This window comes from Streptomyces sp. AC555_RSS877, assembly GCF_019049245.1.
Classification (GTDB): Bacteria; Actinomycetota; Actinomycetes; order Streptomycetales; family Streptomycetaceae; genus Streptomyces.
Map to the genome: position 1 here is coordinate 20,004 of NZ_JAGMUK010000079.1, position 23,794 is coordinate 43,797.

At 68.9% G+C, this 23,794-nt stretch carries 17 protein-coding genes, 3 tRNA genes and 5 pseudogenes; 15 read left to right on the forward strand and 10 right to left on the reverse strand.

The features are described from left to right. Positions 1–15 precede the first annotated feature (15 nt). Positions 16–1,323 carry an RNA polymerase sigma factor gene (locus KUM49_RS31850; protein ID WP_217240444.1) on the forward strand — a complete coding sequence of 436 codons (1,308 nt, stop codon included), beginning with the start codon at positions 16–18 and terminating at the stop codon, positions 1,321–1,323. Between the two features lie 135 nt (positions 1,324–1,458). Here the strand turns inward: KUM49_RS31850 and KUM49_RS31855 are convergent, their stop codons facing one another. The 4 genes from KUM49_RS31855 to KUM49_RS31870 all read right to left on the reverse strand — a co-directional run bounded on the left by KUM49_RS31855 (position 1,459) and on the right by KUM49_RS31870 (position 7,122). Continuing rightward, on the reverse strand, positions 1,459–3,387 hold the full coding sequence (locus tag KUM49_RS31855; protein WP_217240445.1) for an ABC transporter ATP-binding protein: 1,929 nt from the start codon (positions 3,385–3,387) through the stop codon (positions 1,459–1,461). Beyond that, positions 3,387–5,120: an ABC transporter ATP-binding protein gene (locus tag KUM49_RS31860; protein ID WP_217240446.1), complete on the reverse strand. Its 1,734-nt coding sequence runs from the start codon at positions 5,118–5,120 to the stop codon at positions 3,387–3,389. The genes KUM49_RS31855 and KUM49_RS31860 overlap by 1 nt, the downstream gene beginning before the upstream one ends. Positions 5,121–5,274: 154 nt before the next feature. Next, complete coding sequence (locus tag KUM49_RS31865) at positions 5,275–6,729, reverse strand: FGGY family carbohydrate kinase (RefSeq protein WP_217240447.1); 1,455 nt, start codon at positions 6,727–6,729, stop codon at positions 5,275–5,277. Positions 6,730–6,816: 87 nt separating this feature from the next. After that, positions 6,817–7,122 (reverse strand): YtxH domain-containing protein, encoded by a 306-nt coding sequence (locus KUM49_RS31870; RefSeq protein ID WP_217240448.1) that lies wholly within the window; start codon positions 7,120–7,122, stop codon positions 6,817–6,819. Between the two features lie 159 nt (positions 7,123–7,281). Here KUM49_RS31870 and KUM49_RS31875 point away from each other — a divergent pair. From KUM49_RS31875 to KUM49_RS31885, 3 genes are all read left to right on the forward strand, one after another. Continuing rightward, positions 7,282–7,354: transfer RNA gene (locus tag KUM49_RS31875), tRNA-Asn, on the forward strand. Positions 7,355–7,360: 6 nt separating this feature from the next. Then, positions 7,361–7,433, forward strand: a tRNA-Asn gene (locus tag KUM49_RS31880). A 168-nt stretch (positions 7,434–7,601) separates the two neighbouring features. Then, a tRNA-Ile gene (locus tag KUM49_RS31885) sits at positions 7,602–7,675 on the forward strand. Positions 7,676–8,417: 742 nt separating this feature from the next. Here the strand turns inward: KUM49_RS31885 and KUM49_RS31890 are convergent. Then, complete coding sequence (locus tag KUM49_RS31890; RefSeq protein ID WP_217240671.1) at positions 8,418–9,176, reverse strand: phosphotransferase enzyme family protein; 759 nt, start codon at positions 9,174–9,176, stop codon at positions 8,418–8,420. A 33-nt stretch (positions 9,177–9,209) separates the two neighbouring features. On the opposite strand from KUM49_RS31890, the gene KUM49_RS48805 reads away from it, so the two are divergent. After that, positions 9,210–9,641: an MMPL family transporter gene (locus tag KUM49_RS48805; protein ID WP_254402102.1), complete on the forward strand. Its 432-nt coding sequence runs from the start codon at positions 9,210–9,212 to the stop codon at positions 9,639–9,641. A gap of 638 nt (positions 9,642–10,279) precedes the next feature. Further along, positions 10,280–10,450 carry a hypothetical protein gene (locus KUM49_RS31900; protein WP_057577173.1) on the forward strand — a complete coding sequence of 57 codons (171 nt, stop codon included), beginning with the start codon at positions 10,280–10,282 and terminating at the stop codon, positions 10,448–10,450. A 297-nt stretch (positions 10,451–10,747) separates the two neighbouring features. On the opposite strand, the gene KUM49_RS31905 is transcribed toward KUM49_RS31900, so the two are convergent. Then, complete coding sequence (locus KUM49_RS31905; protein WP_217240449.1) at positions 10,748–11,239, reverse strand: hemerythrin domain-containing protein; 492 nt, start codon at positions 11,237–11,239, stop codon at positions 10,748–10,750. A gap of 241 nt (positions 11,240–11,480) precedes the next feature. Between KUM49_RS31905 and KUM49_RS31910 the strand changes: the two genes are divergently transcribed. Together KUM49_RS31910 and KUM49_RS31915 are read left to right on the forward strand one after the other, a co-directional pair. Further along, on the forward strand, positions 11,481–12,329 hold the full coding sequence (locus KUM49_RS31910; RefSeq protein WP_217240450.1) for an RNA polymerase sigma factor SigF: 849 nt from the start codon (positions 11,481–11,483) through the stop codon (positions 12,327–12,329). 714 nt (positions 12,330–13,043) lie between these two features. Further along, positions 13,044–13,259: pseudogene (locus KUM49_RS31915) on the forward strand (GMC oxidoreductase); the annotation flags it as partial. Positions 13,260–14,371: 1,112 nt separating this feature from the next. On the opposite strand, the gene KUM49_RS50830 reads toward KUM49_RS31915, so the two are convergent. Both KUM49_RS50830 and KUM49_RS31925 read right to left on the reverse strand, forming a co-directional pair. Further along, the gene (locus KUM49_RS50830; protein ID WP_329901699.1) at positions 14,372–14,500 is read right to left on the reverse strand and encodes a hypothetical protein; all 129 of its coding nucleotides are present in this window, start codon (positions 14,498–14,500) and stop codon (positions 14,372–14,374) included. Between the two features lie 183 nt (positions 14,501–14,683). After that, positions 14,684–15,694 carry a GlxA family transcriptional regulator gene (locus KUM49_RS31925; RefSeq protein ID WP_217240451.1) on the reverse strand — a complete coding sequence of 337 codons (1,011 nt, stop codon included), beginning with the start codon at positions 15,692–15,694 and terminating at the stop codon, positions 14,684–14,686. An 87-nt stretch (positions 15,695–15,781) separates the two neighbouring features. On the opposite strand from KUM49_RS31925, the pseudogene KUM49_RS31930 reads away from it, so the two are divergent. From KUM49_RS31930 to KUM49_RS49930, 4 genes and pseudogenes are all read left to right on the forward strand, one after another. After that, positions 15,782–16,717, forward strand: a pseudogene (locus KUM49_RS31930) (NADP-dependent oxidoreductase); the annotation flags it as partial. A gap of 33 nt (positions 16,718–16,750) precedes the next feature. Next, a pseudogene (locus KUM49_RS48810) lies at positions 16,751–17,509 on the forward strand (nuclear transport factor 2 family protein); the annotation flags it as partial. A 303-nt stretch (positions 17,510–17,812) separates the two neighbouring features. Continuing rightward, positions 17,813–17,983 (forward strand): annotated as a pseudogene (locus KUM49_RS48820) (TetR family transcriptional regulator); the annotation flags it as partial. Between the two features lie 334 nt (positions 17,984–18,317). Then, positions 18,318–18,449: a hypothetical protein gene (locus KUM49_RS49930; protein ID WP_302185517.1), complete on the forward strand. Its 132-nt coding sequence runs from the start codon at positions 18,318–18,320 to the stop codon at positions 18,447–18,449. Between the two features lie 54 nt (positions 18,450–18,503). On the opposite strand, the pseudogene KUM49_RS50355 reads toward KUM49_RS49930, so the two are convergent. Beyond that, a pseudogene (locus tag KUM49_RS50355) lies at positions 18,504–18,668 on the reverse strand (NADP oxidoreductase); the annotation flags it as partial. A gap of 456 nt (positions 18,669–19,124) precedes the next feature. On the opposite strand from KUM49_RS50355, the gene KUM49_RS31945 reads away from it, so the two are divergent. Both KUM49_RS31945 and KUM49_RS31950 read left to right on the forward strand, forming a co-directional pair. Continuing rightward, entirely contained in the window at positions 19,125–20,561 is a 1,437-nt protein-coding gene (locus KUM49_RS31945) for a carboxylesterase family protein (RefSeq protein WP_217240452.1), read from the forward strand. A 59-nt stretch (positions 20,562–20,620) separates the two neighbouring features. Then, positions 20,621–21,643, forward strand: a complete 1,023-nt coding sequence (locus tag KUM49_RS31950; RefSeq protein ID WP_217240453.1) for an alcohol dehydrogenase catalytic domain-containing protein — start codon at positions 20,621–20,623, stop codon at positions 21,641–21,643. 247 nt (positions 21,644–21,890) lie between these two features. Here KUM49_RS31950 and KUM49_RS31955 read toward each other — a convergent pair whose 3' ends face one another. Then, complete coding sequence (locus KUM49_RS31955) at positions 21,891–22,511, reverse strand: TetR family transcriptional regulator (RefSeq protein ID WP_217240454.1); 621 nt, start codon at positions 22,509–22,511, stop codon at positions 21,891–21,893. A gap of 124 nt (positions 22,512–22,635) precedes the next feature. Here KUM49_RS31955 and KUM49_RS31960 point away from each other — a divergent pair, with 124 nt between their 5' ends. Further along, a complete protein-coding gene (locus tag KUM49_RS31960) occupies positions 22,636–23,628 on the forward strand; it encodes an aldo/keto reductase (protein WP_217240455.1) in 993 nt (330 codons plus the stop codon). Positions 23,629–23,794 lie beyond the last annotated feature (166 nt).

The following is a 23,794-nucleotide window of genomic DNA, read 5'->3' on the forward strand; positions in this document are numbered from 1 at the left end:
CCACACTGGGTTCCGGTGCCTGAGTCCTCGGAGCGCGGCCGATCCGTCCCCAACGGGTCCCACACCCCCGCGGTTCCGCTCATCGCGTACGGGACGGACAGCGGCGAGGCCGCCGACTCCGCTCCCGAAGTAGCGCTGCCGCACACCTCAGCAGCGATCATCCTGGAGGTCGCCCCCGTGCAGACCCAGACCCTCACCCAGACCGAGATCGGTACGGACGGCACGGAACCGGACGCGGAGACCGAGGTCCTCCTCGCGGTTCCGCCGCAGAACCGTGCCGTGCACCACCCCGAGGCGGACCCCGAGGCCCCGCCGGCCGACGCGTTGGAGAGCGCCGAGGCCCCCGAACCCGTCGAGGTCAACGACCCCGTCGAGGTTCCCGAGCCGCGCCGGGGCCGCGCCGACACGGGCGCCCCCTCCTCGGACCTGTTCCGCCAGTACCTGCGGGAGATCGGCCGCATCCCGCTGCTCACCGCGGCCGAGGAGGTCGAACTCGCCCGCCGGGTCGAGGCCGGCCTGTTCGCCGAGGAGAAGCTCAGCAACACCCCCGACCTGGACAGCGAGTTGGCCCTCGACCTGGACAAGCTGGTCGTGATGGGCCGCATGGCCAAGCGTCGTCTGATCGAGGCGAACCTGCGGCTCGTGGTCTCCGTAGCCAAGCGGTACGTCGGCCGCGGACTGACCATGCTCGACCTGGTCCAGGAGGGAAACCTCGGCCTGATCCGCGCCGTCGAGAAGTTCGACTACGCCCGCGGCTACAAGTTCTCGACGTACGCCACCTGGTGGATCCGCCAGGCCATGTCCCGCGCCCTCGCCGACCAGGCCCGCACGATCCGAGTCCCCGTCCACGTCGTCGAGTTGATCAACCGGGTCGTCCGCGTCCAGCGCCGCATGCTCCAGGAACGTGGCTACGAACCGACCCCGGAAGAGGTCGCCGACCACCTGGACCTGGCGCCGGAACGCGTCAGCGAGGTGCTGCGCCTGGCCCAGGAACCCGTCTCCCTGCACGCCCCCGTGGGGGAGGAGGACGAGGTGGCCCTCGGCGACCTGATCGAGGACGGCGACGCCGCCAGCCCGGTGGAGTCGGCGGCGTTCCTGCTGCTCAGGGAGCACCTGGAGGCGGTCCTGTCGACGCTGGGGGAGCGGGAGCGGAAGGTCGTCCAACTCCGCTACGGACTGGCCGACGGCCGCCCGCGCACGCTGGAGGAGATAGGCCGGATCTTCGGCGTGACCCGGGAGAGGATCCGCCAGATCGAGTCGAAGACCCTCAACAAACTCCGCGACCACGCCTTCGCGGACCAACTGAGGGGCTACCTGGACTGAGACAGCCGTTTCTCGCCCCCGCCGCCCCTTCCCCGGACGGGCTGATTTTTCAGCCCCTCCGGCGTTTGAGGAGCGGGGTCTGGGGCGGAGCCCCAGAAGGACGGGAACGGGAAGGGGCGGCGGGGCGAGGAAACGTCAGTCCACCTCGGCCACCGCCTGCGCGAACTGCGCCTTGTACAGCCGCGCATACGCCCCGTCGGCCGCCAGCAGGTCGCCGTGCGACCCCTGTTCGACGATCGACCCGTTCTCCATCACCAGGATCGTGTCCGCGTCCCGGATCGTCGACAGCCGGTGCGCGATGACGAACGACGTACGCCCGTGCGCGAGCTTGGCCATCGCCTTCTGGATCAGCACCTCGGTGCGCGTGTCCACGGAGCTCGTCGCCTCGTCGAGGACCAGGATCACCGGGTCCGACAGAAACGCCCGCGCGATGGTGATGAGCTGCTTCTCACCCGCGCTGACCCCGCTGCCCTCGTCGTCGATCACGGTGTCGTACCCGTCGGGCAGAGTCCGCACGAACCGGTCCGCGTGGGCGGCACGGGCCGCCTCCTCGATCTCCCCGCGTGTGACCTCGCGCGCGGCGCCGTACGCGATGTTCTCGGCGATCGTCCCGCCGAACAGCCAGGTGTCCTGCAGCACCATGCCGATCCCGGCGCGCAGGTCGTCCCGGGACATCCGGGCGATGTCGACGCCGTCGAGGGTGATCCGCCCGCCGGACACCTCGTAGAACCGCATGAGGAGGTTGACCAGGGTGGTCTTGCCGGCTCCCGTGGGGCCGACGATCGCGACCGTGTGGCCCGGATCCACCGTCAGGGAGAGATCCTCGATCAGCGGCCTCTCCGGGTCGTACCGGAACGACACGTGCTCCAGCGCCACGCGCCCGCGCAGCTCCTCCGGCTTCACACCCGCCACCGGGTCCGCCTCCTGCTCCTCGGCGTCCAGGAGCTCGAAGATCCGCTCGGCCGAGGCCACGCCCGACTGCACCAGGTTCGCCATCGAAGCGACCTGGGTCAGCGGCATCGAGAACTGCCGCGAGTACTGGATGAAGGCCTGCACGTCACCGATTGACAGCGCGCCGGAGGCGACCCGCAGCCCACCGACGACCGCGACCAGCACATAGTTCAGGTTCGACACGAACATCATCAGCGGCTGCATGACCCCGCTGTTGAACTGCGCCTTGAACCCGGCCTCGTACAGGGCGTCGTTCTGCTCGGCGAACTGCTTCGCCGAGTCCTCCTGACGGCCGAACACCTTGACCAGGTTGTGCCCGGTGTACATCTCCTCGACGTGCGCGTTCAGCTTGCCGGTGGAGCGCCACTGCTGCACGAAGTGCGGCTGCGACCGCTTGCCGACCCGCGTGGCGACGACGAACGACAGCGGCACGGTGACGAGTGCGACCAGCGCCAGCAGCCAGGACACCCAGAACATCATCACGAGCACGCCGATGATGGTGAGCACCGAGTTGATCAGCTGGCCCATCGACTGCTGCAGGGTCTGCCCGATGTTGTCGATGTCGTTGGTGGCCCGGGACAGCACCTCGCCGCGCTGGCGCTTGTCGAAGTACGACAGCGGCAGCCGCGACAGCTTCGTCTGCACGTCCTCGCGCATCCGGTACATGGTCCGGTTGACCGCCCGGTTCACCAGCCGGGTGGCCACCAGCATCAGCGCGCCGGCCACCACGAACACGGCGAGCGCGAGCAGCAGCACCTCCCCGACGGCACCGAAGTCGATGCCCTTGCCCGGGGTGAAGTCGGTGCTGCGGAGCATGTCGGCGACGGAGCCCTCGCCCCGCTCGCGCATGGCCTCGAGGGCCTCCGCCTTGGTCTGACCGGCCGGCATCTGCCGCCCGACGATCCCCGCGAAGACCAGGTCGGTCGCCTGGCCGAGGATCTTCGGCCCCACGACCGACAGCGCGACGCTCACCGTCACGCAGAACAGCAGCGCGTAGATGGTCAGCCGCTCGGGCCTGAAGTGGGTGAGGAGCCGTCTGCCCGATCCCTTGAAGTCCATCGAACGGTGGTCGGGACCGGTCCCGGCCATCATCCGTCCCGCAGGCCCGGCCATCAGGCAGCCTCCGCTTCCGTGAGCTGGGAGAGCACTATCTCCCGGTAGGTCTCGTTGTCCGCCATCAGCGCGTGGTGCCTGCCGGTGCCGACGACCCGGCCCTCGTCGAGGACGACGATCCGGTCGGCGTCCCGGATGGTCGACACCCGCTGGGCGACGATCACGACGGTCGCCTCGGCGGTCTCGTCGGCCAGCGCCGCGCGCAGGGCGGCGTCGGTCGCGTAGTCGAGCGCGGAGAAGGAGTCGTCGAAGAGGTAGATCTCCGGACGCTGCACCAGGGTGCGGGCGATCGCGAGCCGCTGCCGCTGACCGCCCGACACGTTCGTGCCGCCCTGCGCGATCGGCGCGTCGAGCCCGCCCTCCAGCCCCTCCACGAAGCTCTTGGCCTGCGCCACCTCCAGCGCGTGCCACAGCTCCTCGTCACTCGCGTCGGGATTGCCGTAGCGCAGATTGGTGGCGACCGTGCCCGCGAACAGGTACGGCCGCTGCGGCACCATGCCGACGGTCTTCGCCAGCAGCACCGGGTCGATGGCCGCCACGTCGACACCGTCGACGAGGACCTCGCCGTCGGTCGCGTCGAACAGCCGCGGCACCAGCCCGAGCAGCGTCGACTTGCCGCTGCCGGTCGAACCGATCACGGCGGTCGTCTCACCGGGCCGGGCCACCAGGTCGATCGACTTCAGCACCGGCTCCTCGGCCCCCGGGTAGCGGAAGCCCGCCCGGCGGATCTCCAGATGACCGTGCCGGCGCAGCTCGAGCACCGGGGCCGTCGGCGGGACCACGCTCGAAGAGGTGTCCAGGACCTCCTCGATGCGCTCGGCGCACACCTCGGCGCGCGGCACCATCATGAACATGAAGGTGGCCATCATCACGGACATCACGATCTGCATCAGATAGGCGAGGAACGCGGTCAGATCACCGATCTGCATCTCCCCGCCGTCGATGCGGTGCGCGCCGAACCAGACCACCGCGATCGACGACAGGTTCACCACCGTCATGACCATGGGGAACATCAGCGCGAGCAGGTTGCCGGCGCCCAGGGCGGTGTCGGTCAGATCGGCGTTGGCCTTCCTGAACCGCTGCTCCTCGTACTCGTCCCGCACGAAGGCGCGGATCACGCGGTTGCCGGTGATCTGCTCGCGCAGCACCCGGTTCACCGTGTCCAGCTTCACCTGCATGGACCGGAACAGCGGGCGCAGGGCGCGCACGATCAGCGTCACGCAGATGCCCATCACCGGCACGACCGCGACCAGCACCCCGGACAGCGGCACGTCGAGACCCAGCGCCAGCACGATGCCGCCCACACACATGATCGGCGCCGACACCATCAGCGTGAACGTCATCAGGGCCAGCATCTGGACCTGCTGGACGTCATTGGTGGTCCGGGTGATCAGCGAGGGCGCGCCGAACTGGCCGACCTCGCGCGCCGAGAAGGACTGCACCCGGTCGAAGACGGCGGCCCGAAGGTCCCGGCCGAGCGCCGACGCGGTCTTCGCGCCGTAGTACACCGCGCCCACGTTGCACACGACCTGCACGAGCGAGATGCCGATCATCAGGGCGCCGAACGAGAGGATGTAGCCGGTGTCGCCCTTCACGACGCCGCTGTCGATGATGTCCGCGTTGAGCGTGGGCAGGTAGAGGGTGGCGCAGGTCTGCAGGAACTGCAGCAGCACCAGAAGGGTGATGGGTCTCTTGTAGGGCCTGAGATAGGTCCGCAGAAGTCGTATGAGCACGCTGGGTCTCTCGGAGTCGGCGGTGGGGGCGGGGTTTGGTTGCCCCTGGCCCCTATCGTCGGACACTCCACCCGTGTTACCTCAACCGATTAAGCCGACAGCAGTGCTTCCTACGGTCTTCCGGGCCCGGCTCATACCGGAGTCTTACGTTCAGCTAGGACCGGAACGCCCCCGGATGCGTCTGCTCCCGCACCGACACGAACTGCTGCCGTACGGCCTGCCCCACCGCCAGCTCCTCGCCGGGCTCCAGCACCTGGGCCGCCGCCCCCTGCCAGGCCGGCGGGTTGCGCGGGTCGAGGTTCCCCTGCGACACACCGAGCGCCCAGGCGGCCTGCCGGGCCGCGCCGATCGCCGCGTAGTCCGCCGGCTGCGGTACGACGACCTGCGCGCCGAACAGCGCGGGCGCCGCGGCCTGCACGGCGGGCAGCTCGGCCGCCGCCCCCAGCAGGAAGACGCGCCGCACCTCCACACCCCGGCCACGCATCACGTCGAGCGCGTCCGCGAGCCCGCACAGCATGCCCTCGAACGCGGCCCGCGCCAGATGCTCCGGCTTCATCGACTCACGCCTGAGGCCCGCCAGCGTCCCGGCGGTGTGCGGCAGACTCGGCGTCCGCTCACCCTCCAGATAGGGCAGCAGCACCAGCCCGTGCGCCCCCGGCGTCGATTTCATCGCCAGCTCGGACAGGCTCTCCAGATCGGCGAGCCCCAGCATCTCGGCGGCCCCGCGCAGGGTCCGTACGGCGTTCAGCGTGGTGACGACCGGCAGGTGCATGCCGGTGGCGTCCGCCAAAGACGTGATCATCCCGCTCTGGTCGACGAGCGCCTCGGGGTGCACGGCCATCACCGAACCGGAGGCCCCGAGCGACACCACCGCATCACCCAGACCGAGCCCCAGCCCGAAGGCGGCGGACATCGTCTCGCCGGTGCCGGCGGAGATCAGCAGCCCCTCCGGAGTCGTACCGGCCGCGTCGGAGGGCCCGATCACCTCGGGCAGCATGACCTGGTGTCCGAGCGCCAGCTCGACCAGATCGGCCCGGTAGGCGCCGGTGGCGGCAGACCAGTAGCCGGTCCCGGAAGCCCCACCGCGATCGGTGGTCCGTCGCACCGGCCGCCCGAGCAGCTGCCACACCAGCCAGTCGTGGGCCTGCAGCAGGACGGCCGTGCGCTGGGCGGCCTCGGGTTCGGTCTTGGCGAGCCAGCGCAGCTTGGCCACCGGCTGCGCGGCCTGCGGCACACAGCCCACGGCCTGCGCCCACGCCTCACGCCCGCCGAGCGCGTCGACCAGATCGGCCGCCGCGACCTGCGCCCGCCTGTCCCCGCCGACCATCGCCGGCCGCACGGTGTTGCCCTGGGAGTCCAGCGGCACCACCGCGTTCTGCTGCGCGGACACGCCGATGGCCTGCACGCCCTCCAGCAGCCCGCCGCCGGCGGCCTCCCCGAGGGACAGCAGCCAGGCCTGCGGATCGACGTCGGAAGGCCGCGCCCCGCCGTCGGCGTTCTCCACCGGATGCGGCGCATAGCCCTGCCTCAGCACGGCTCCCGTGTCCGTGTCGCAGACGACGATACGAGTGAATTCGGGCGAACTGTCCAACCCGGCGACTATCCCCATGGCCAAAATTCTGCCGTACCGCAGGGGGTGAACGTGTCGGCTCGGGGGCCCCTGCTCGTCGAAGGGCCCCCGGTACGCCCCGGACCACTAGGTATTGCTGGTACCCCAGTCGTCCCCGGCGGCCCCGTTCGTGTGGTGATCGCGCAGTGACCGCACCCGCTGGGTCACCGAGTCGGGCACCCGGTCACCCACCTTCTCGCTCACCACGTGGTACGCCTTGCCCGCGTACTGGCGGCCCTGCTGCGCCGCCGTCTCCGCGGTGTTGCGGACGGCAGGGTTCTGCGCGACCTGGCGGGCGGACTTCTTCAACTGCTCGTAGCGCTCGCGTCCGGCCTTCGTGCCCAGCACGTAACCCAGAGCGAGTCCGACGACGAACGTGAGCCGGTAGCGCATGACAGCCACCCTTCCCTCGTGTTGGTCTCCGGCGCGGCATCGATGCCAGAGGGGAACCGATTGGCGGAGCACCCCCCTGCTTGCGCTAATGTATGTGTCGCAGCGACCGCCCGCCCCCTGGCGAATACCCAGGGAGCAACGTTCGATGCAACGAGGCAATCCTCCGTAGCTCAATTGGCAGAGCAGCCGGCTGTTAACCGGCAGGTTACTGGTTCGAGTCCAGTCGGGGGAGCTTCGATCTTCCGTAGCTCAATTGGCAGAGCAGCCGGCTGTTAACCGGCAGGTTACTGGTTCGAGTCCAGTCGGGAGAGCAAGGTGAACGAGGGCCCCGTAGGGGTCCTTTTTCATGTCCGCGGGAACCGGGCTCAGCGCGCCGCAGTCCTCCAGGGCAGGCGAAGTCGACCATCCGAAGCAGGAGATCGTATGAGCGGCTATGCTGCGGCAGACGGCGCGCACACGTGTACGCGACACGCCGCTATGGGGCGGTAGCTCAGCCGGTTAGAGCAGCGGACTCATAATCCGTCGGCCGTGGGTTCGAGTCCCACCCGCCCCACCTGCGCAGGTCTGTGACCTGCTCAAACGTTCATTTTTGGGTGCTGGACCGTCAACTTTGCCTGAACGGACTGAATCCGCTGCTCGCGACTTCGGAGCGGGGCGAGACTCTTACTCCCTCGCCGAGCAGTCGTCGCGCTGAACTGCGGAAATGCTGATGATCAGGGCTTGTGCCGACGAGCTGGCAGCGTCTCTTCGGCTTCATTTCGTGATCCTGGGGACACGTTGGGGACGCGGGGTTTCGGTGGTGTCTGCTGACCACCGTCCGCGGGCCATCTACCGGCCGCCTGGGGGAGCTTCCGTGTTGGACTGCTGACCGGGTTCGGCCGCGACTCCGAGGGACTCGCACCGGGGCGCGAGGGCCTGGTGCGCGTTGGGCGGAAACTGCCCGAACAGAAAACGACCCGGTCAGTTCGATGTGCTGCTCGAGTGGGCCGTCGCCGTCGCCGTCGCCCCGCGCAGCCCATGGCTTCCTGGAGATCGCTGTTCCTCGGGGGCATGGGCGCCGAGGCCTGGTCCGATGATGTCGGCCGGTTCGGCTCGGGGTCCGGGAAGTCTCCCGGTCGGCCAGGGCGGTCGCCGACCGGCGGGCTGCGAGGAGGACAGGGCGTAGTACTGCGGTACTACTGAGCTTCCGCGCGTGATGTCGTCAACCGAGAACCGCCTGCGAGCTGGGTCAGCTCCGTTCGCCCAGCGGCACCAGGCGAGAGATCACTCGTACGGGCCGTAAGCCGAGACCGTAATCAGTCGTCGAGCAGGGCATGCATCCACTGGTCCTCGCGCTGCTCGATGTACTCGGCGTCGCTGCGCCAGGCGTTTCCGTGGCCTTCGGCCCACAGTGTCGCCCAGGGCTGGACGCCCCGGGCGGCCTGGTCGCGCAGGAAGTCGTGCATGGATCGCGTTCGGCGCCCCAGCAGAGGGACCGTGTGACGGCGTTCGGCCTCGTCGAGGCCGTAGGCGTCGGCGAAGACCCGCAGCCGGGCTGCGGCGTCGGGGCGTTGCCAGTCGGGATGCGCGGACAGCGGAATGAACCCGTGCATGGCGTACGCGACGTCCCACAGGCGGGAGCCGGGGCCGGCGGTGTCCCAGTCGATGAAAGCCCACTGCCCCTCGTCGCCGGCCACGAGGTTCCACGGTGCCAGGTCCTGATGGGCGATGATGTCGCTGCCCTCGGCGGGGATCAGCACCTGCCAGTGCGCGTCGGGCGGTGGCGTGAAGCCCTGCACGGCCTCGTGGAAGTCCCGGATCACTCGCGCCACGTCGGCCAGGTGCCGCTCGGCGTCCAGCAGGGAGAACCGGTCGGGCCAGACCACGTTTCCCGGCACGAAGGTCAGGACTTCGCGCCCCTGGTCGTCGATGCCCAGCGGGCGGGGCGCCGCCCGGAACCCCACTTCGTACAGGTGGGTCAGCAAGGCGTGCACAGTGGGGGTCCACGGTCCGCTCGGGCGGCGGACGGTATCTCCGACCCGGACGACACCAGTGCTGACGTTCCCGCCGGACAACGGCTGTTCCTCATCATGCTGCACCGAGCCAGCATGTCCGATCAGCCCGCCGCGTTCACCCCATTTATAGTGATCACCGCAGGGCACCGCTGGGCGGCGGGAATCACCCCAGCTCGCAAGCCCGGTCCTGTCGGCGACATCGCGCGGGGAAGCTCAGTAACGGGCCCCGCCGGATTCGGTTCCGCGGTACGGGATGGTCGCCCGGTACCGCTGGTGTTCGAGGCGCCCAGCGGGCAGAAGCTCACCTCCGCCGCCAACGAGGCCGAGGTCGAGTCGCTGGTGGCGAAGCTGGAGAGGTCGCCGCAGGTGTCGGGCGTCTCGGATCCCTTCACCAGCGGCCTGGTCAGCAGGTCCGGCACCATCGCCTACGCCCAGGTGTCCTACAACGTCGCCCAGGCCGACGTCAGCGGCGCGGCCCACGCCGTCCAGACCGGGTTGTCGCCCAGGGTGAGCAGGCGGGCCTGAAGGTGAGCCTGGGCGGCAACGCCGTCAAGAACGAGGCCACGAGCAAGGCGGCCGAGCTGATCGGTGTCTCGTGAAAGGCCCGCCGTTCGTCGGTCAGCCCGCCCCTTGCACAGGAGTTGCCTTCGAAGGCGGGTAATTCGAGAATCCCGAGCCTCCCCTATATCGAGGCCAGTGCGGGCAGTGTGAGCAGCCGATCACCGATTTACGCTCCAGCGATGGGACAGGGAACGCGGTGACGGCAGCGGGCGTGCGGAACCTGGCTGTCGAGGGTGGACTGGTGTAGCCGTGTTTGGCCAGGAGGGCTGGATTTGGCGTACGGCCCTGAGGTGCTGCCGCTGACTCCGAGGAGCTCGTAGCTCTCAGCGACGGCCATGACGATCTCCGGTCCGTGCTTGTCGGCCCTGCCCGGGCTGTCGATCGCGCGCAAGCGGAAGGCGGTCGCTCGTGCCCCGTACCGGCGTCGCCTGCGGCCACTGTGCGCAACCGCAACCGAACGGACAACTGCCCACCGGCCCGCGGTGAGGTGAACGCCGTGGAGAAACTGGTTTCAGTGCCCGCAAGAGCAGTGGAGAAACCAGGGAAATCGACCGCGTGTTCTTGTATTCGCCGGGCATCAGGAGCGACGGAGGTTGATAACTATGGTTCCCCTGCTTCTCGTTCTTCTGCTGGCCCTGGTCCTCTTCGGCGCGGGTTTCGCGCTCAAGGCACTGTGGTGGATCGCCGTCATCGTGCTGGCCGTCTGGCTGCTCGGCTTCGTCATGCGCTCCGCAGACACAGGCGGCCGCAAGGGACGCTGGTATCGCTGGTAAACCGCCAAGCGACAACATGCCTGTGGGCCCCGGATAAGTCCGGGGCCCACAGGCATGTCCCTGATAAGGCCATCTCTCCGGAGGAACGGTGTAACTGCCACCTTCCCGGGAACCGGGCCCTCTAGTTGGCGCCCGGTGAGCAGTGGAATCTGCGCCTCCAAACCACCGGACCCAGCCACGCCGACATCTGCCTACGGCCGTCGCCCTGTCCCCGAAAAGGAACTGCGCGGGACCCACAAGGTCACGGCCGGCCTCTTCCCGGCCCCGGCAGTCCGAGGGCGTGGCAACGGGTTGTAGTCAGGAGCCGACGATGCGGCGCACGTTGTCGACACCACCGCAGCCTGCCTTCATCTGACGTTCGCGCTCTTCCGCAAACGCCTCGCCCAGCTCCTCGCGGCGTTCCATGGCCACGTTCTCGCGCGCTCCGTTGAGGATGGTGCGCTCCTCCTCGTCGGCGTGGTGGGTGACGGCCTGCACGAGTTCTTCCAGCTTCTCGTCCCACTCCTGGGAGCCGACCTCGTCGACTTCCAGGAGTTCCAGGAGTGCCTTGTTGCCCTCCTCGTGCTCCTCCTCGCCGTGTTCCACCTCTTCGTCGTCGATCTTCTTGTAACGCTTGAGGGCGGGATAGACCTTCGCCTCTTCCGTCAGTGCGTGCGCGATCAGCAGATCGGAGAATTCCCGAAGAGCGGCAGCCCGGTCGGCTTCGACGCTGCGCATCAGACGAAAGAGATCCTCCATCTTCCGGTGGTCCTGGAGAATGAGTTCAACGACGTCTCGTGTCTGCGCCATAGGACTAGGCATCACTTTCGTGCGGGGGAATCTTGCCGGAATCCTGCTACCCCATCCTGCGGCGTTCAGCAGAACGGCCTGATCGAACGACACCCCCTGGAGGGCGATCGGGGCCGTAATGTGCTTACCGGCCTGCTCGCTCCCGCGGAAGGAGGGGGCATGAAGGCGAGGGAAAGGGGTAGACGCGGCAGCGGCGAGTTGAAATGGGCCGGGGTCGGCATGGCCGGCAGGGGAGGGACACATGGTTACGGATGCGGCAGCGGTGACGTCGGAGGCAAAGTGCGCTGCACTGCCGGAGGTGGGCGACCCGTCGAAGGTTGCTCCGAAGGACGCGCGTGAGCTCACGCGCCTGTTCTTTCAGCAGCTCGCCGGGCTGGAGGAGGGTACGCCGGAGTACCAGTACGCGCGCAACACGCTGATCGAGATGAACATCTCCCTGGTCCGCTACGCGGCCTCCCGCTTCCGCAGCCGGGACCCGGAGGAGATGGAGGACATCGTCCAGGTCGGCGTGATCGGCCTGATCAAGGCCATCGACCGGTTCGAACTCTCGCGCGAGGTGGAGTTCACCTCCTTCTCGATCCCCTACATCGTGGGAGAGATCAAGCGGTTCTTCCGTGACACCACGTGGGCCGTGCACGTTCCGCGCCGTCTGCAGGAAGCTCGCGTCCAGCTGGCGCGCGCGACCGAGGAGCTGAGCAGCCGCCTGGGCCGCACGCCCACCGTGGCGGAGCTCGCCCAGCTGATGAACCTGGACGAGAAGGAGGTCATCGAGGCGCGACTGGCCTCCAACGGCTACAACTCCTCCTCCCTGGACGCCGCCATCGGCAACAGCGAGGACGGCGAGACCGCCCTGGCCGACTTCATCGGCAACGACGACGGCGCGCTGGAACTGGTGGAGGACTTCCACGCCCTCGCCCCGATGATCGCCGACCTCGACGAGCGCGCGCGCAAGATCCTGCACTGGAGGTTCGTGGAGGAACTGACCCAGGCCCAGATCGGCGAACGGCTCGGCGTCTCCCAGATGCACGTCTCCCGGCTGCTGTCACGCACCCTGGCCCAGCTCCGCGAGGGCATGCTCACCACCCACTGACGCGGCGCCACATCAAACGGCGCCTTCGCGGCCGTGGCCGTCGTGAACCCGCACACAACGTCACCACCCTGTGCGCGGCCGGCGGGTTGGAGCGGACCGGCCCACACCCAGAGGGCGCTCCACTTGTGTGGGCCGCCGCTGCGCTCCTCCACCCGGCACGGATTGTCTGGCACGCTCTCGGGATCGTCGATGTCCGCGGCTTCGAGGAGCACCACCAGGTCGTGGTCGCTGTAGCGGTGCCGAGGATCTCGTCGTGGCCGGGCGAGTGCGCGGTGAAACTCCTGCCACCGGTGCAGGAGGGCTGGTGTACGACGATCGGCGCGCTGGTCACGCCTTGGCGCCGGCGTTGGCCGGGACGTAGGTGGTGGCGGTGCACCGGTCGTACCGGGAGTCGACCGGCACGGTGTGCTCGTAGGTGTATTACTACGGCGCCTACAACGGGGCCTCCGAGGTCAAGACCGTGCGCGACTCCTACCTCCACCATGGGCTACGACGCGGACGGGAACCTGCTGCAGAGCAAGGACTCGGCACGTGAGCACCGCGGCCTCCTACAGCGGCGGCTACGCCTACGTCCAACAAGCCGTCAACTTCTACGTCTTCGGCGAATCACTGGGCGAAGAGACCATCGTCCCCTCCGCTGCACAGGGCACCGTGCTCGGCAAGACGTGGAAGATCACCCACTCCTCACCTCGTTCGGGGTGCGTGCAGCCGCAGCCTATCGGCGCCACCGCCTACCAGGCGGGAACAATCCGCTTCGGTCGTGACCCCGAAAGCTCCGCCCTCGACGTCAACTGCAAGGCCCACGACCTCGACAACCTCTACGTCGTCGACACGAGCTTCTTCCCGAGCATCGGAGCGGTCAATCCGTCCCTGACCGCCATCGCCAACGCCCTACGCGTCGGCGACCACATTGCGGAGCGACTGCAATGATCCCGAGCCACCTGGTGAAGATCCGAAGCGGGCCGCAAGGACCTCAGAGTGGCCGTCAGCGTGGTGTCGAGCGGCCCAACGTGTCCGTCGTAGAAGGCCCCGACGAGATCGCGGGTCGGTTCGTCGTACAGGAAGACGACGCCTCGCGGGAGGCCGAGCTTGTGCTTCTTCGCGCGCAGGTGTGACACGGCGCGGCGTCGGGTGAACCGCCAAGATTCGCGATGGATCTTGGCGTCTGCCCCGGTGGGGGACGGCGCTTTTGCGCGTTGGAAGGGGAATCCGCTGCGGGCAGGTTCGAGACCCCCTCCGAGCTGGCGTGGGCGCATGTTAGCCCCGTGCCTTTTTTGCTGTGCGACGGAGTTGGGGACGCGTTGGGGACGCAAGGATAGGAACAGACTGACAAGGGCTGAGGAGTACCGACATGGCTCACCCAGTCTGACCTGCTGAAAGGACGTGGATCGGCGTAGAAAAGCAAGGACCGCCAAGATCCCCAAAGGACTCATAATCCGTCGGCCGTGGGTTCGAGTCCCACCCGCCCCACTTCGACAGGCCCCTGACCTGCTGAAACGTTCATTTTGGGTGTTGGATCGTCAACTCTGCCTGAACGGACTGACCGCTGCTCGTAGGTTTGAGGTCCGGCAGCGTTCCGGGGAGATCCAACCCCTCTGACCTGCGGCGGAGTAGTTGTCTAAGGTTGCCGCTCTCGGTCCGGGCGACTGCGCTGCGGGTCGTCCCCAAGACCCAGGGGCCATACAGGGGCCGGGAGGCCGCGGCCGGGGTCATGCCGAGAGTGTTTCCGGGCCGATTTCGTGGTCCCGTTTGCTGGTTCGGCGGCATGGAGCTGCCGTCCACCGTGCGGACGGTCGAGTGCCGGGCCGGCACTGGAGGCGGCGCGGATGCCGGTGCGTCTGGCAGACAGGCCCGAGGCCAGGGAAACGGCCCGAAGAGGAAACGGCGCCGGGGATGCCCTGGTCATGGGAGGTGGGCCGAGTCTGGATCGGAGCCGCGCGGCGCGACCTCGCGGTCATCGCCGGTACATCGGTGCCCGACTGGGTCGTACGTACGCCGAAGCGCCCGAGGAAGGCGACTTCCTCGGGCACAAGGCGTTCCGGTCAGGCGGCGTAGGTCGGGTAGTCGGTGTAGCCGGCCGTGCCGCCGTCGTAGAAGGTGGCGGGGTCGGGGGTGCTCAGGGGTGCGCCGGCGCGGATGCGCTCGACCAGGTCGGGGTCGGCGAGGGCCATCGAGCCACGGTGGCGACGTCGGCGATGCCGTTGTCGATGCCCTTGGCGCGGGTGGCGATGTCGGTGCCGGCCCGGGTTGAGGATCAGCGTGTTAGGACACAGCTCGACTCACGGGTGCGTTTGCTGTCATACCCGCGACCGATAGCGGTCCCCGGTACAGCTGATGGTATGACGTACATAATTTTACGATCCAGGGCGACATACTTGACCGTCCCGCCGGGCATCCGCCGCGGCGGCACGGCTCGTTGCCAGTGGGCCTCGGAAGGTGCGCCGGTAGGCCAGTGGTGTGACGCCGATAGCGGCGTGCAGGTGTTCGCGCAGCGAGGTGCCGCCGGCGAAGCCGACCTGGCCGGCGATCTCGTCGACCGGCAGGTCGGTGGATTCCAGCAACTGCCGGGCCCGGTCGACGCGTTGCTGGATGAGCCAGCGTCCGGGGCTCAAGCCGACTTCTTCTTTGAAGCGGCGGGCGAAGGTGCGCTGGCTCATGTTCGACTGCTCTGCAAGGTCGCTCAGCGTCAGCGGCTTGTGCAGGTTCTGCAGCGCCCACTGCCGGGCGGCGGACGTGTCGTTCGCCGTTGCGTCGGGGACCGGGTGTTTGATGTACTGCGCCTGGCCTCCGTCGCGCCACGGGGGGACGACACAGGTGCGGGCCACATGGTTGGCGATCTCGCTGCCGTGGTCCTTGCGGACAAGGTGCAGGCAGACATCGATGCCGGCAGCGGCACCGGCCGAGGTCAGCACGTCGCCTTCGTCGACGAACAGGACGTTCGGGTCGAGTTCCACCTGCGGGTACCACTCCCGGAAGAGGCCCGTGGCGTGCCAGTGCGTGGTGGCCCGGTGCCCGTCGAGCAGCCCCGCCGCGGCCAGCACGAAGGCGCCGGTGCAGGTCGACACGATCCGGGTGCCGGGGGCCACGTACGCGAGGACTTGCGCCAGGTCGACCGACGTCTGACGGCGGGGGTTGCCGGTGTGGAACGGCGCGATGATGACGGTGTCGGCGGTGCGCAACGCCTCCGGGCCATGATCGACGCTGATGGAGAAGTCCGCGTTGGTGCGCACCGGGTGACCGTCGATGGTGCAGGTCACGACCTCGTAGCGGCCGTCCGCGGCGCCGAAGACGCGGTGGGGAATGCCCAGGTCGAACGGGTACACCCCGTGCGAGGCGAGGACAACGACGCGGTGCACCTTGATCACGGCAGGATCCCGTCGAAAATTGGCGATCACGCCATTGTAGGGGCCTGTGACGGCGGCCAGGCTGGGCCCATGACGGACACCGAGACCATGCGAGCCATCAGCCAGGACACCTACGGCGCCCCCGACGTGCTGCAGGAGACCCTGCTGCCCAAACCGGCGCCAGGGGTAAGCGAGATCCTGGTCGCCGTCAACGCGGCCGGGGTCAACCCGACCGACTGGGGGAACCGTGCCCAGTCCGCGACCATCGCCCGGATGCCGCTGGTGCTCGGCTGGGACGTCTCCGGCGTCGTCGAGGCCGTCGGCGTGGGCGTCACGCTGTTCAAGCCCGGCGACGAGGTCTTCGGCATGCTGCCCTACCCGGGCGGAGTCGGCTCGCACGCCGAGTACGTGACCGGGCCGGCCCGCGTCTTCACGCACAAGCCCGCCGGCATCGACCACGTCCAGGCGGGTGCGCTGCCGCTGGCCGCGCTGACCGCCTACCAGGCACTGGTCGACACCGCCGGCGTCCGGGCCGGGCAGCGAGTCCTGATCCACGCGGCGGCCGGCGGCGTCGGTCACCTCGCCGTGCAGATCGCCAAGGACCGCGGCGCGTACGTGATCGGCACCGCCAGCGCCGCCAAACACGACTTCCTGCGATCCCTCGGTGCCGACGAGGTCATCGACTACCACAGCGTCGACTTCACCGAGGAGCTCAGCGACATCGACGTGGTCCTCGACCCGATCTCCCGTGACTCCGCCGCCCGCGCCCGATCCGTGGCCGTGCTGCGCCCGGGCGGCACCCTCGTCTCGATCCTTCCGGTACCCGTCGACGCCGGCGAACTGGCGGCGATCGCCGAGCGGGGGATCCGCTACGAGTCGCTGCTGGTCGAGGCCGACCACGCCGGCATGCAGGCCATCGCCGCCCTCGTCGAGACCGGCGCACTGCGCGCCCACATCGACGCCACCTTCCCGCTCGCCGAGGCCGCGAAGGCGCACACGCTCGGCGAGACCGGCCGCACCACCGGCAAGATCGTGCTGACTGTCCGAGACAGCAAGGCACAACTTGCCAAGCAACTGCTGCATGACGTGTTCGTCCTCGGCGACACGGCCATCGTCGATCGGGTCGTGCGGCCCGATTCCTACATCCAGCACAACCCCCTGGCGCCCGACGGAGCCGACGCCCTCAAGAACTTCAGCGGCGCCATGCGACAGCAGTTCCCGCAGGCCGCCTTCGAGCCCCGCCGGATCATCACCGACGGCGATCTGGTGCTGCTGCACTCCCGCTACGTCATGGTGCCGGGCACCCCGGGTCTGGCCGTGTTCGACCTGTTCCGCTTCCAGGACGGCAAGATCGCCGAGCACTGGGACGTCATTCAGGAAGTGCCCGCCACCACGGCCAGCGGCAACGACATGTTCGCCACGCTCAGCGAGCCGCGGACCGACGCGGTCGGGCAGCGCTGGTTCACCGCCTACCACAAGGAACTGGTCACCGCGTTCGTCGACCAGCTGCTGGTCCGCAAGGACCTGACCGCCATCGACGCCTACGTCGGCGCCGACTACCACGAACACAGCCCGAACATCTCCGACGGCGCGGCCGGCCTCAAGGCCGACCTGGGCAGCTACTTCGACAAGTTCCCGCAGTCGAGTGTCACACCGAAACGCGTCATCGCCGAAGGCGACCTGGTCGCCGTGCACAGCCACTACGTCGACACGCCGGGCGAGCGTGGCCGGTCGGTCATCGACCTCTTCAGGGTCCGCGATGCCAGGATCGTCGAGCACTGGAGCTCCGAACAGGCCGTGCCCGAGACCGCCGCCAACGACAACACGATGTTCTGACAGCCGCCGGGGGCGGGGCGAATCGTGTCCAGCCCCCACAAGAGCGACCGGCATCAGGCCATCAGCGCGGCGATCCCGAACCGTCGATCCCGTCGCTCTTGAACCGACGCCCAGCCGTCTCGATGATCCGCCGCCGCGTCTCCTGCTTGCGCTCTCGCCCGTATCGGGCCCCACGCCCTCCTTCACTCGTCCAGCCGGCCGCTGGCCGCCACCTCGGGCCCCACTCAAGTGGTTCTTCGGGGGTGGGGGACACGCCCAGGACGTGCCGACCGTCGAGTGTCGACCGTGGAAGGGGGGCCGGCCATGCGAGTGACCAAGGCGCAGGCGGAGCAGAACCGTGCGCACATCGTCGCGACAGCCGCCAGGCTGTTCCGCGAGCGCGGCTATGACGGTGTCGGCGTGGCGGAACTGATGGCAGCCGCCGGGTTCACCCATGGCGGGTTCTACAAGCACTTCCGCTCCAAGGCCGACCTGATGGCCGAAGCGTCCGCGAGCGGGCTCTCGCAGATCGCGGCACGGGCGGAAGGCCTGGACCCGGCCGAGTTCGTCGAGAGCTACGTCTCCCGGGAGCATCGCGACGGGCGCGGCGACGGCTGCACCATCGCGGCTCTCAGCGGCGATGCCGCACGTCAGCCGGCGGACATCAAAGCGGAGTTCACCGCCGGGATCGAGAACCTGCTGACGGCCCTTCAGGCCCCAAGCGACACGCCGTCGGATGCGGACCAACGCGCGGCCCGCACCATGGCGATCGACAGCGACGGCTATCGCTCAGGCGGGACGTGGTCCGCTGCCCAGGGCCGCAGAGCGCGTGCTGCTGCTGATCGCCGACGACGTGGCGTGGCTCGACGAGGCCGACGCAGCCGTCCTCGGGTTCGTCGCACGGCGCGTCACGGACGCTCCGATGTCGAGCACGACCTTGCCCGACAGCGCGGCGGCGTGAAAGCTCCGGGTAGGGAGCCGGCGGGATACTCACCACGACCCGGTCACCGGCGCGGGCCGCCTCCTCGGGTGTCGCGGCGCGGGCTCGCTGGCCGAGCTCGCCGGCCGTCTCTGCCAGGGTCTGGAGACCGCGGGATTTGGACAGGAGGACGTCGGCCGACCGCGATCGCGAGCCGGGCGAGGCTCGTGACGAACGACGGCCTGCTGTGCCCCGTCTCACCGCCGAGGTCTGGTTCTGTTCAGCAGCTCCCTGAGCCAGGCCGCCCTGACGACCGGTGACAGCTATCGGGGCCAGGAGCGCCTCCTCCTCCTGCGCATCTCCCTCGACCGCCTCAGCAGCCGCAACACCGCACCCCTACGGGTCTCGGTGGCAGGGAGTACAGCTCTCACCGCAGCGGGCGCTGTTCGCGCGAAGACGCCTGATCAAGAAGAAGAGACCGACCTCTTGCGGGAGGTCAGGCCGGCCCGTTGGCCAACGATCCGGCCGTCGGCCGTGTAGGAGAAGCTCATGGCCTGCACCGAGATCTTGTTGCCGAAGTGTCACCTGATGACCACCGGGTGACCGCCACCCGCCGGGCGTTTTGCCGGATCCCTGGAAACGATGGGAGACGTCACCGCGAGCGACCAGCCGCCGAAGCACCGCGCGAACACCCGAATCGCGCTGGAAGGACATGCCTTGACCGCCACCCGTCCCAAGGCCCCGACTGCACCCCGGGTGCGGTCCTGGTGGGGAATCCCGTACGCCACCGCCGAGCGGTACCGCCGCCCCGTGGTCGCGGATTTCGATCCGAACCGTTCCTATGACCGCAAGGGCGTGGTCTCTGTCCAGCCCGACAGCGGCGACTGGCTGGAAGCGGACAGCGGGATGGGCGAGGACTGTCTGAACCTGAACGTGTGGGCTCCTGAGCAGCCGGCCGGGACGGCGCTTCCGGTGGCCGTGTACATCCACGGCGGCGGATTCGAGTACGGCGCGAACACGCAGATCACCTCGAACGCCTCCGGCCTCGCCGCGTCGGGGCGCGTGGTGGGTGTGTCGGTCAACTACCGGCTCGGCGCGCTGGGTGCGCTCTCGCTGTCGCAGTACGGCGGGAGGCTCGCCGAGGCCAGTAACCTCTGCCTACAGGATGTCATCGCCGCACTGACCTGGATCAAGCGGAACATCGCCCACTTCGGTGGCGACCCCGACAACGTCACCGTCTACGGCCACAGCGGCGGCGCCTATGCCACCTTCGGGCTCCTCGGCGCCGCCTCCGCAGGCGGCCTGTACCGGCGATTGGCCGGCTTCTCCGCCGGGCCCTCGCGTCTCCAGCCGGCCTGGTGGGCCGAGGAACTCGCCCACCGGTTCGTCACCGAGCTCGGCGTCGCGGACGACCCGGAGAAGCTGCTCGACCTTGATACGGCCTCCCTGGTGACCGCCCTGCACAAGGTCACCCCGACGGATCTCGGAGTCCGTGGCGGGATGGACAGCAAGAGCCTCGGCGTCGTCCTGGACGCCGGACAGCCCGGCGCGGTGCTGCACGCCCACCCCATGGACGAACTCGCCTCGGGCGCACACCGTGATGTCGACGTGCTGCTGAGCATGGCCAGTGACGACATGGGCTGGTGGGTGGCGAACGACCTCGACCGGTTCGACCCGCACACCGTCGACCGCATCGTCGACGAGGTCGCCGGGTGGCGCATTCCCCGCTCCCGCGCCAAGAAGATCGTCGACGACTACGACCAGGGCGGCCGCACCCCTGCCGAAGTCCGCGCCGCACTCCTGTCGGACTACATCTTCGGGCTCCCCGCAGCCCGCGGCGCCCTGGCGCACACCGCGGCGGGCGGCAACGCCCATCTCCTTCTGATCGGGCCCGCCGAGGGCGCGCCCGCCGTGCACGGCACCGAGATGTTCGCGCTGGTCGGCCAGGAGCGGCCGGGCCGCAGCGCGGAACAGGCCGAGCGTGACAAGCGTATCCGCGACATCGTGCTCGACTTCGCCACCGGCGAGCAGCCCCGGCTGTGGCCCGCCGTCACGAACCGGCCCACCTCGGAAAGCGTCGGCAACCCTCCCTTCGAGGCCACCACCCACTATCAGCAGGCCCTCGACCTGTGGGAGGGCATCGACCGCCCCTGACGGGCATCGGGCGATACCCAACCGCGCACCACGGGGGCGAACAGAGTGAGGAATCCGACATGAGCCAACCGACAGCAGTCGGCGAGGCCGCACCAGCCACGATGCGGGCCGTCGTCGTCACCCGGCCCGGCGGCCTCGACGCACTGGAGATCCAGGATGTGCCGGTGCCCGCACGCAAGCCCGGCTGGGTGCGGATCAGGGTGAAGGCGTTCGGCGTCAACGAGTCCGAGGTCACCACCCGCAAGGGCGAGTCGGATGCGGAGGTCAGCTACCCGCGTGTGCCCGGCATCGAGGGCGTCGGCGTGGTCGATGAGGGTGATGAGGACAGCGGGCTGCGGCCGGGACAGCAGGTGGCCACGATGATGGGCGGCATGGGCCGCTCCTACGACGGCACATACGCCCAGTACGTGAGCGTCCCAGCCGGGCAGGTCATCCCGTTCGAGTCCGGTCTGCCGTGGGAAGTCGTCGGTGCGCTGCCGGAGATGTTCCAGACCGCCTACGGATCGCTGACCACCGGCCTGGACCTCAAGGCCGGGCAGACGCTGCTGATCCGCGGCGGCACCTCCACGGTCGGGCTGAGCGCGGCCACGATCGCGAAGGACCTCGGAGCCACCGTGCTGTCCACCACCCGCAGCCCCGGTCGGGCCGGGGAACTGCGGGCCGCGGGCGTCGACCATCCCCTCGTCGACAGCGGCACGATCGCCGACCAGGTGCGCGAGCTGATGCCGGAGGGTGTCGACGCCGTACTGGAGCTGGTGGGCTGCTCGGTCCTCGCCGACACCCTCCGCACCGTTCGCCGGCACGGCACTGCCTGCTTCACCGGAGCCCTGGCGGGCCAGTGGACGATCCCCGATTTCAGCCCGTTCATGATCCCGGGCGGGGTGCGGCTGACGTCCTATGGCGGTCAGGCAGCCGACCTCCCGGCCGACGTCTTCGCCCACCAGCTCCAGGCCATCGCCGCAGGACGCCTCAACGTCCCGGTCGCGAAGGTCTACCACGGCCTGGAACAGGTCCGTGACGCCCAGGCCGACGTCGAGTCCGGCACCACGCCGGGCAAGCACGTCGTCGTCCTGGACGACTGAGACCCAGGCAACCGAGAAACGACAACCAACCACTCCCGATGCGCGAGGGCCGACAACGTAAGCGCCGGTGAGCACGAAATCCTGACACGGCGTGAGGCACAAGGGGCGCCCGTGCCTGCCCCACCAGGCACCTGTTCCCCTGGCCAGGAGCTCTGATTCGTCAGCAGGATGCGCCCATGGGCAGCGGCAACGGCGGTCGGCACCGTTTCGGTAATGTTCGAGCAGGCTGCCGCCGGTCCGGGCGATCTCAGCGTGCTCGAGGGAAAAGCCGCTCGACAGCGGTCACCACCGCGGCGCGGCGGGCGGCGGTGGTGGCGTCCACGGCGTGTGCGGCGGCGGCCTCGCTGAGTTCGGGTTGTGACGCCCAGGTCGTGGCGATCTGGTTGACCAGGGCGAGGACGTCGGCCGGGTCCCAGGCGGGGTCGAGCTGTCCGGCCTGCTGCACTTGGCGGAGCAGGTCGATTTTGCGGGTGATCGCTGCCTGGGTGGGATCGTCGGCACCGGTAGCGGTGCCCGGCAGCTCGAGGCGGCCCCAGGTGATCAGGCGGTGGTGGTCCGGACGGGCGACGAAGTAGTCGAACAGACGGCCCGCGTAGCCAGGGAGGTCGGTCGGGTCTATCTGGGTGGCCTCGGCGATGACGACATACTCCCGTGCAGCGACAGCGGCATAGAGCGCGTCTTTGCTGCGGAAGTAGGCGTAGACGCGTTCTTTGCTGGTCCTGGCGAGCTTGGCGATGCGGTCCACGCGGGCGCCGGCGATGCCGTGGCGGGCGAACTCCACCATGGCAGCGGCAAGGATGCGCTCGCGCGTGGTGTCGCCGGCGGCGGCGGGAGCTGCGGTCTGGCCGGAGTCGCGGGACTGGGACATGGGCCCAGGATAGAGCACCGAACCGTTTGGTTTGGCGTCCGGGCGATCGGCGCATAGGGTCAAACGGAACAGTTCGGTTTGGCCTCTGCGGGTGAAGCCGGCGAACCACTGAGGGAGTGAACTCATGCAGCACCGCAATCTGGGCTCTCAGGGCCTGCGCGTCTCCGCGCTCGGCCTGGGGACCATGGGCATGTCCATGGCCTACGGCGCCTCGAACGACGACGAGGGCCTCGCGACCATTCGCCGCGCCCACGAACTCGGGATCGACTTCTTCGACACCGCCGAGCTGTACGGCGCCGGTACCGGCAGCAACGAGATCCTCCTGGGCAAGGCGGTCAAAGACTTCCGCGACGAGGTGGTCCTCGCGACCAAGTTCGGCTTCGACATGACCGCCCCGGCGCTCAGCCCCGGCTTCAACAGCCGCCCGGAAAACATCCGCAAGGTCGCCGAGAACAGCCTGCGCTACCTGCAGAGCGACCGCATCGACCTCTTCTACCAGCACATCTCCGACCCGGACGTTCCGGTCGAGGAGGTCGCCGGCGTGGTCGGCGAACTGATCACCGAAGGCAAGGTGAAGTACTTCGGTCTGAGCAACGTCGGCCCCCAGTACATCCGCCGCGCCCACGCCGTCACCCCGGTCTCCGTGCTCCAGTACGAGTACTCGCTCTTCGAGCGGGAGGTCGAGGAGAAGATCCTTCCCGTTCTGCGGGAACTCGGCGTCGGCCTGGTGCCCTACTCCCCGCTCGGTCGCGGCTTCCTCACCGGCCAGGTCAAGCCCGCCGGCGAATACCCCGCGGACGACATGCGCAGCTGGGACGAGCGTTGGCAGGGCGAGAACTACACGTACAACCTGCACGCCACCGAGCAGCTCAAGGACCTGGCCGACCGCGCGGGTATCACCGTCGCCCAGCTCGCGCTGGCCTGGCTGCTCGCCCAGGGCGAGGACGTCGCGCCCATTCCCGGCACCCGCAGCACCAAGCGCCTCGAGGAGAACGCCGGCGCCACCGACGTCCAGCTCTCCGCCACCGATCTGGCCCGCATCGCCGAGATCCTTCCCCACGGCTCGGCAGGCAGCCGCCTCCCGGCCGCGATGCTGTCCAGCTTCACCACCGACTGAACCGCCCCTCCACGTGGCCCGCACGGGCCAGTCGACAGCAGCCGGTGACGCCGCACAGGTGACGTGCGGGTCATCATCGTCAACCGGCCCGGCGGCCGAGAAGGGTAATTCAACCGACTTGCCATCGCGGTGACGTCGAAGTTGCCTTCACGCGGTCCGTGCCGAA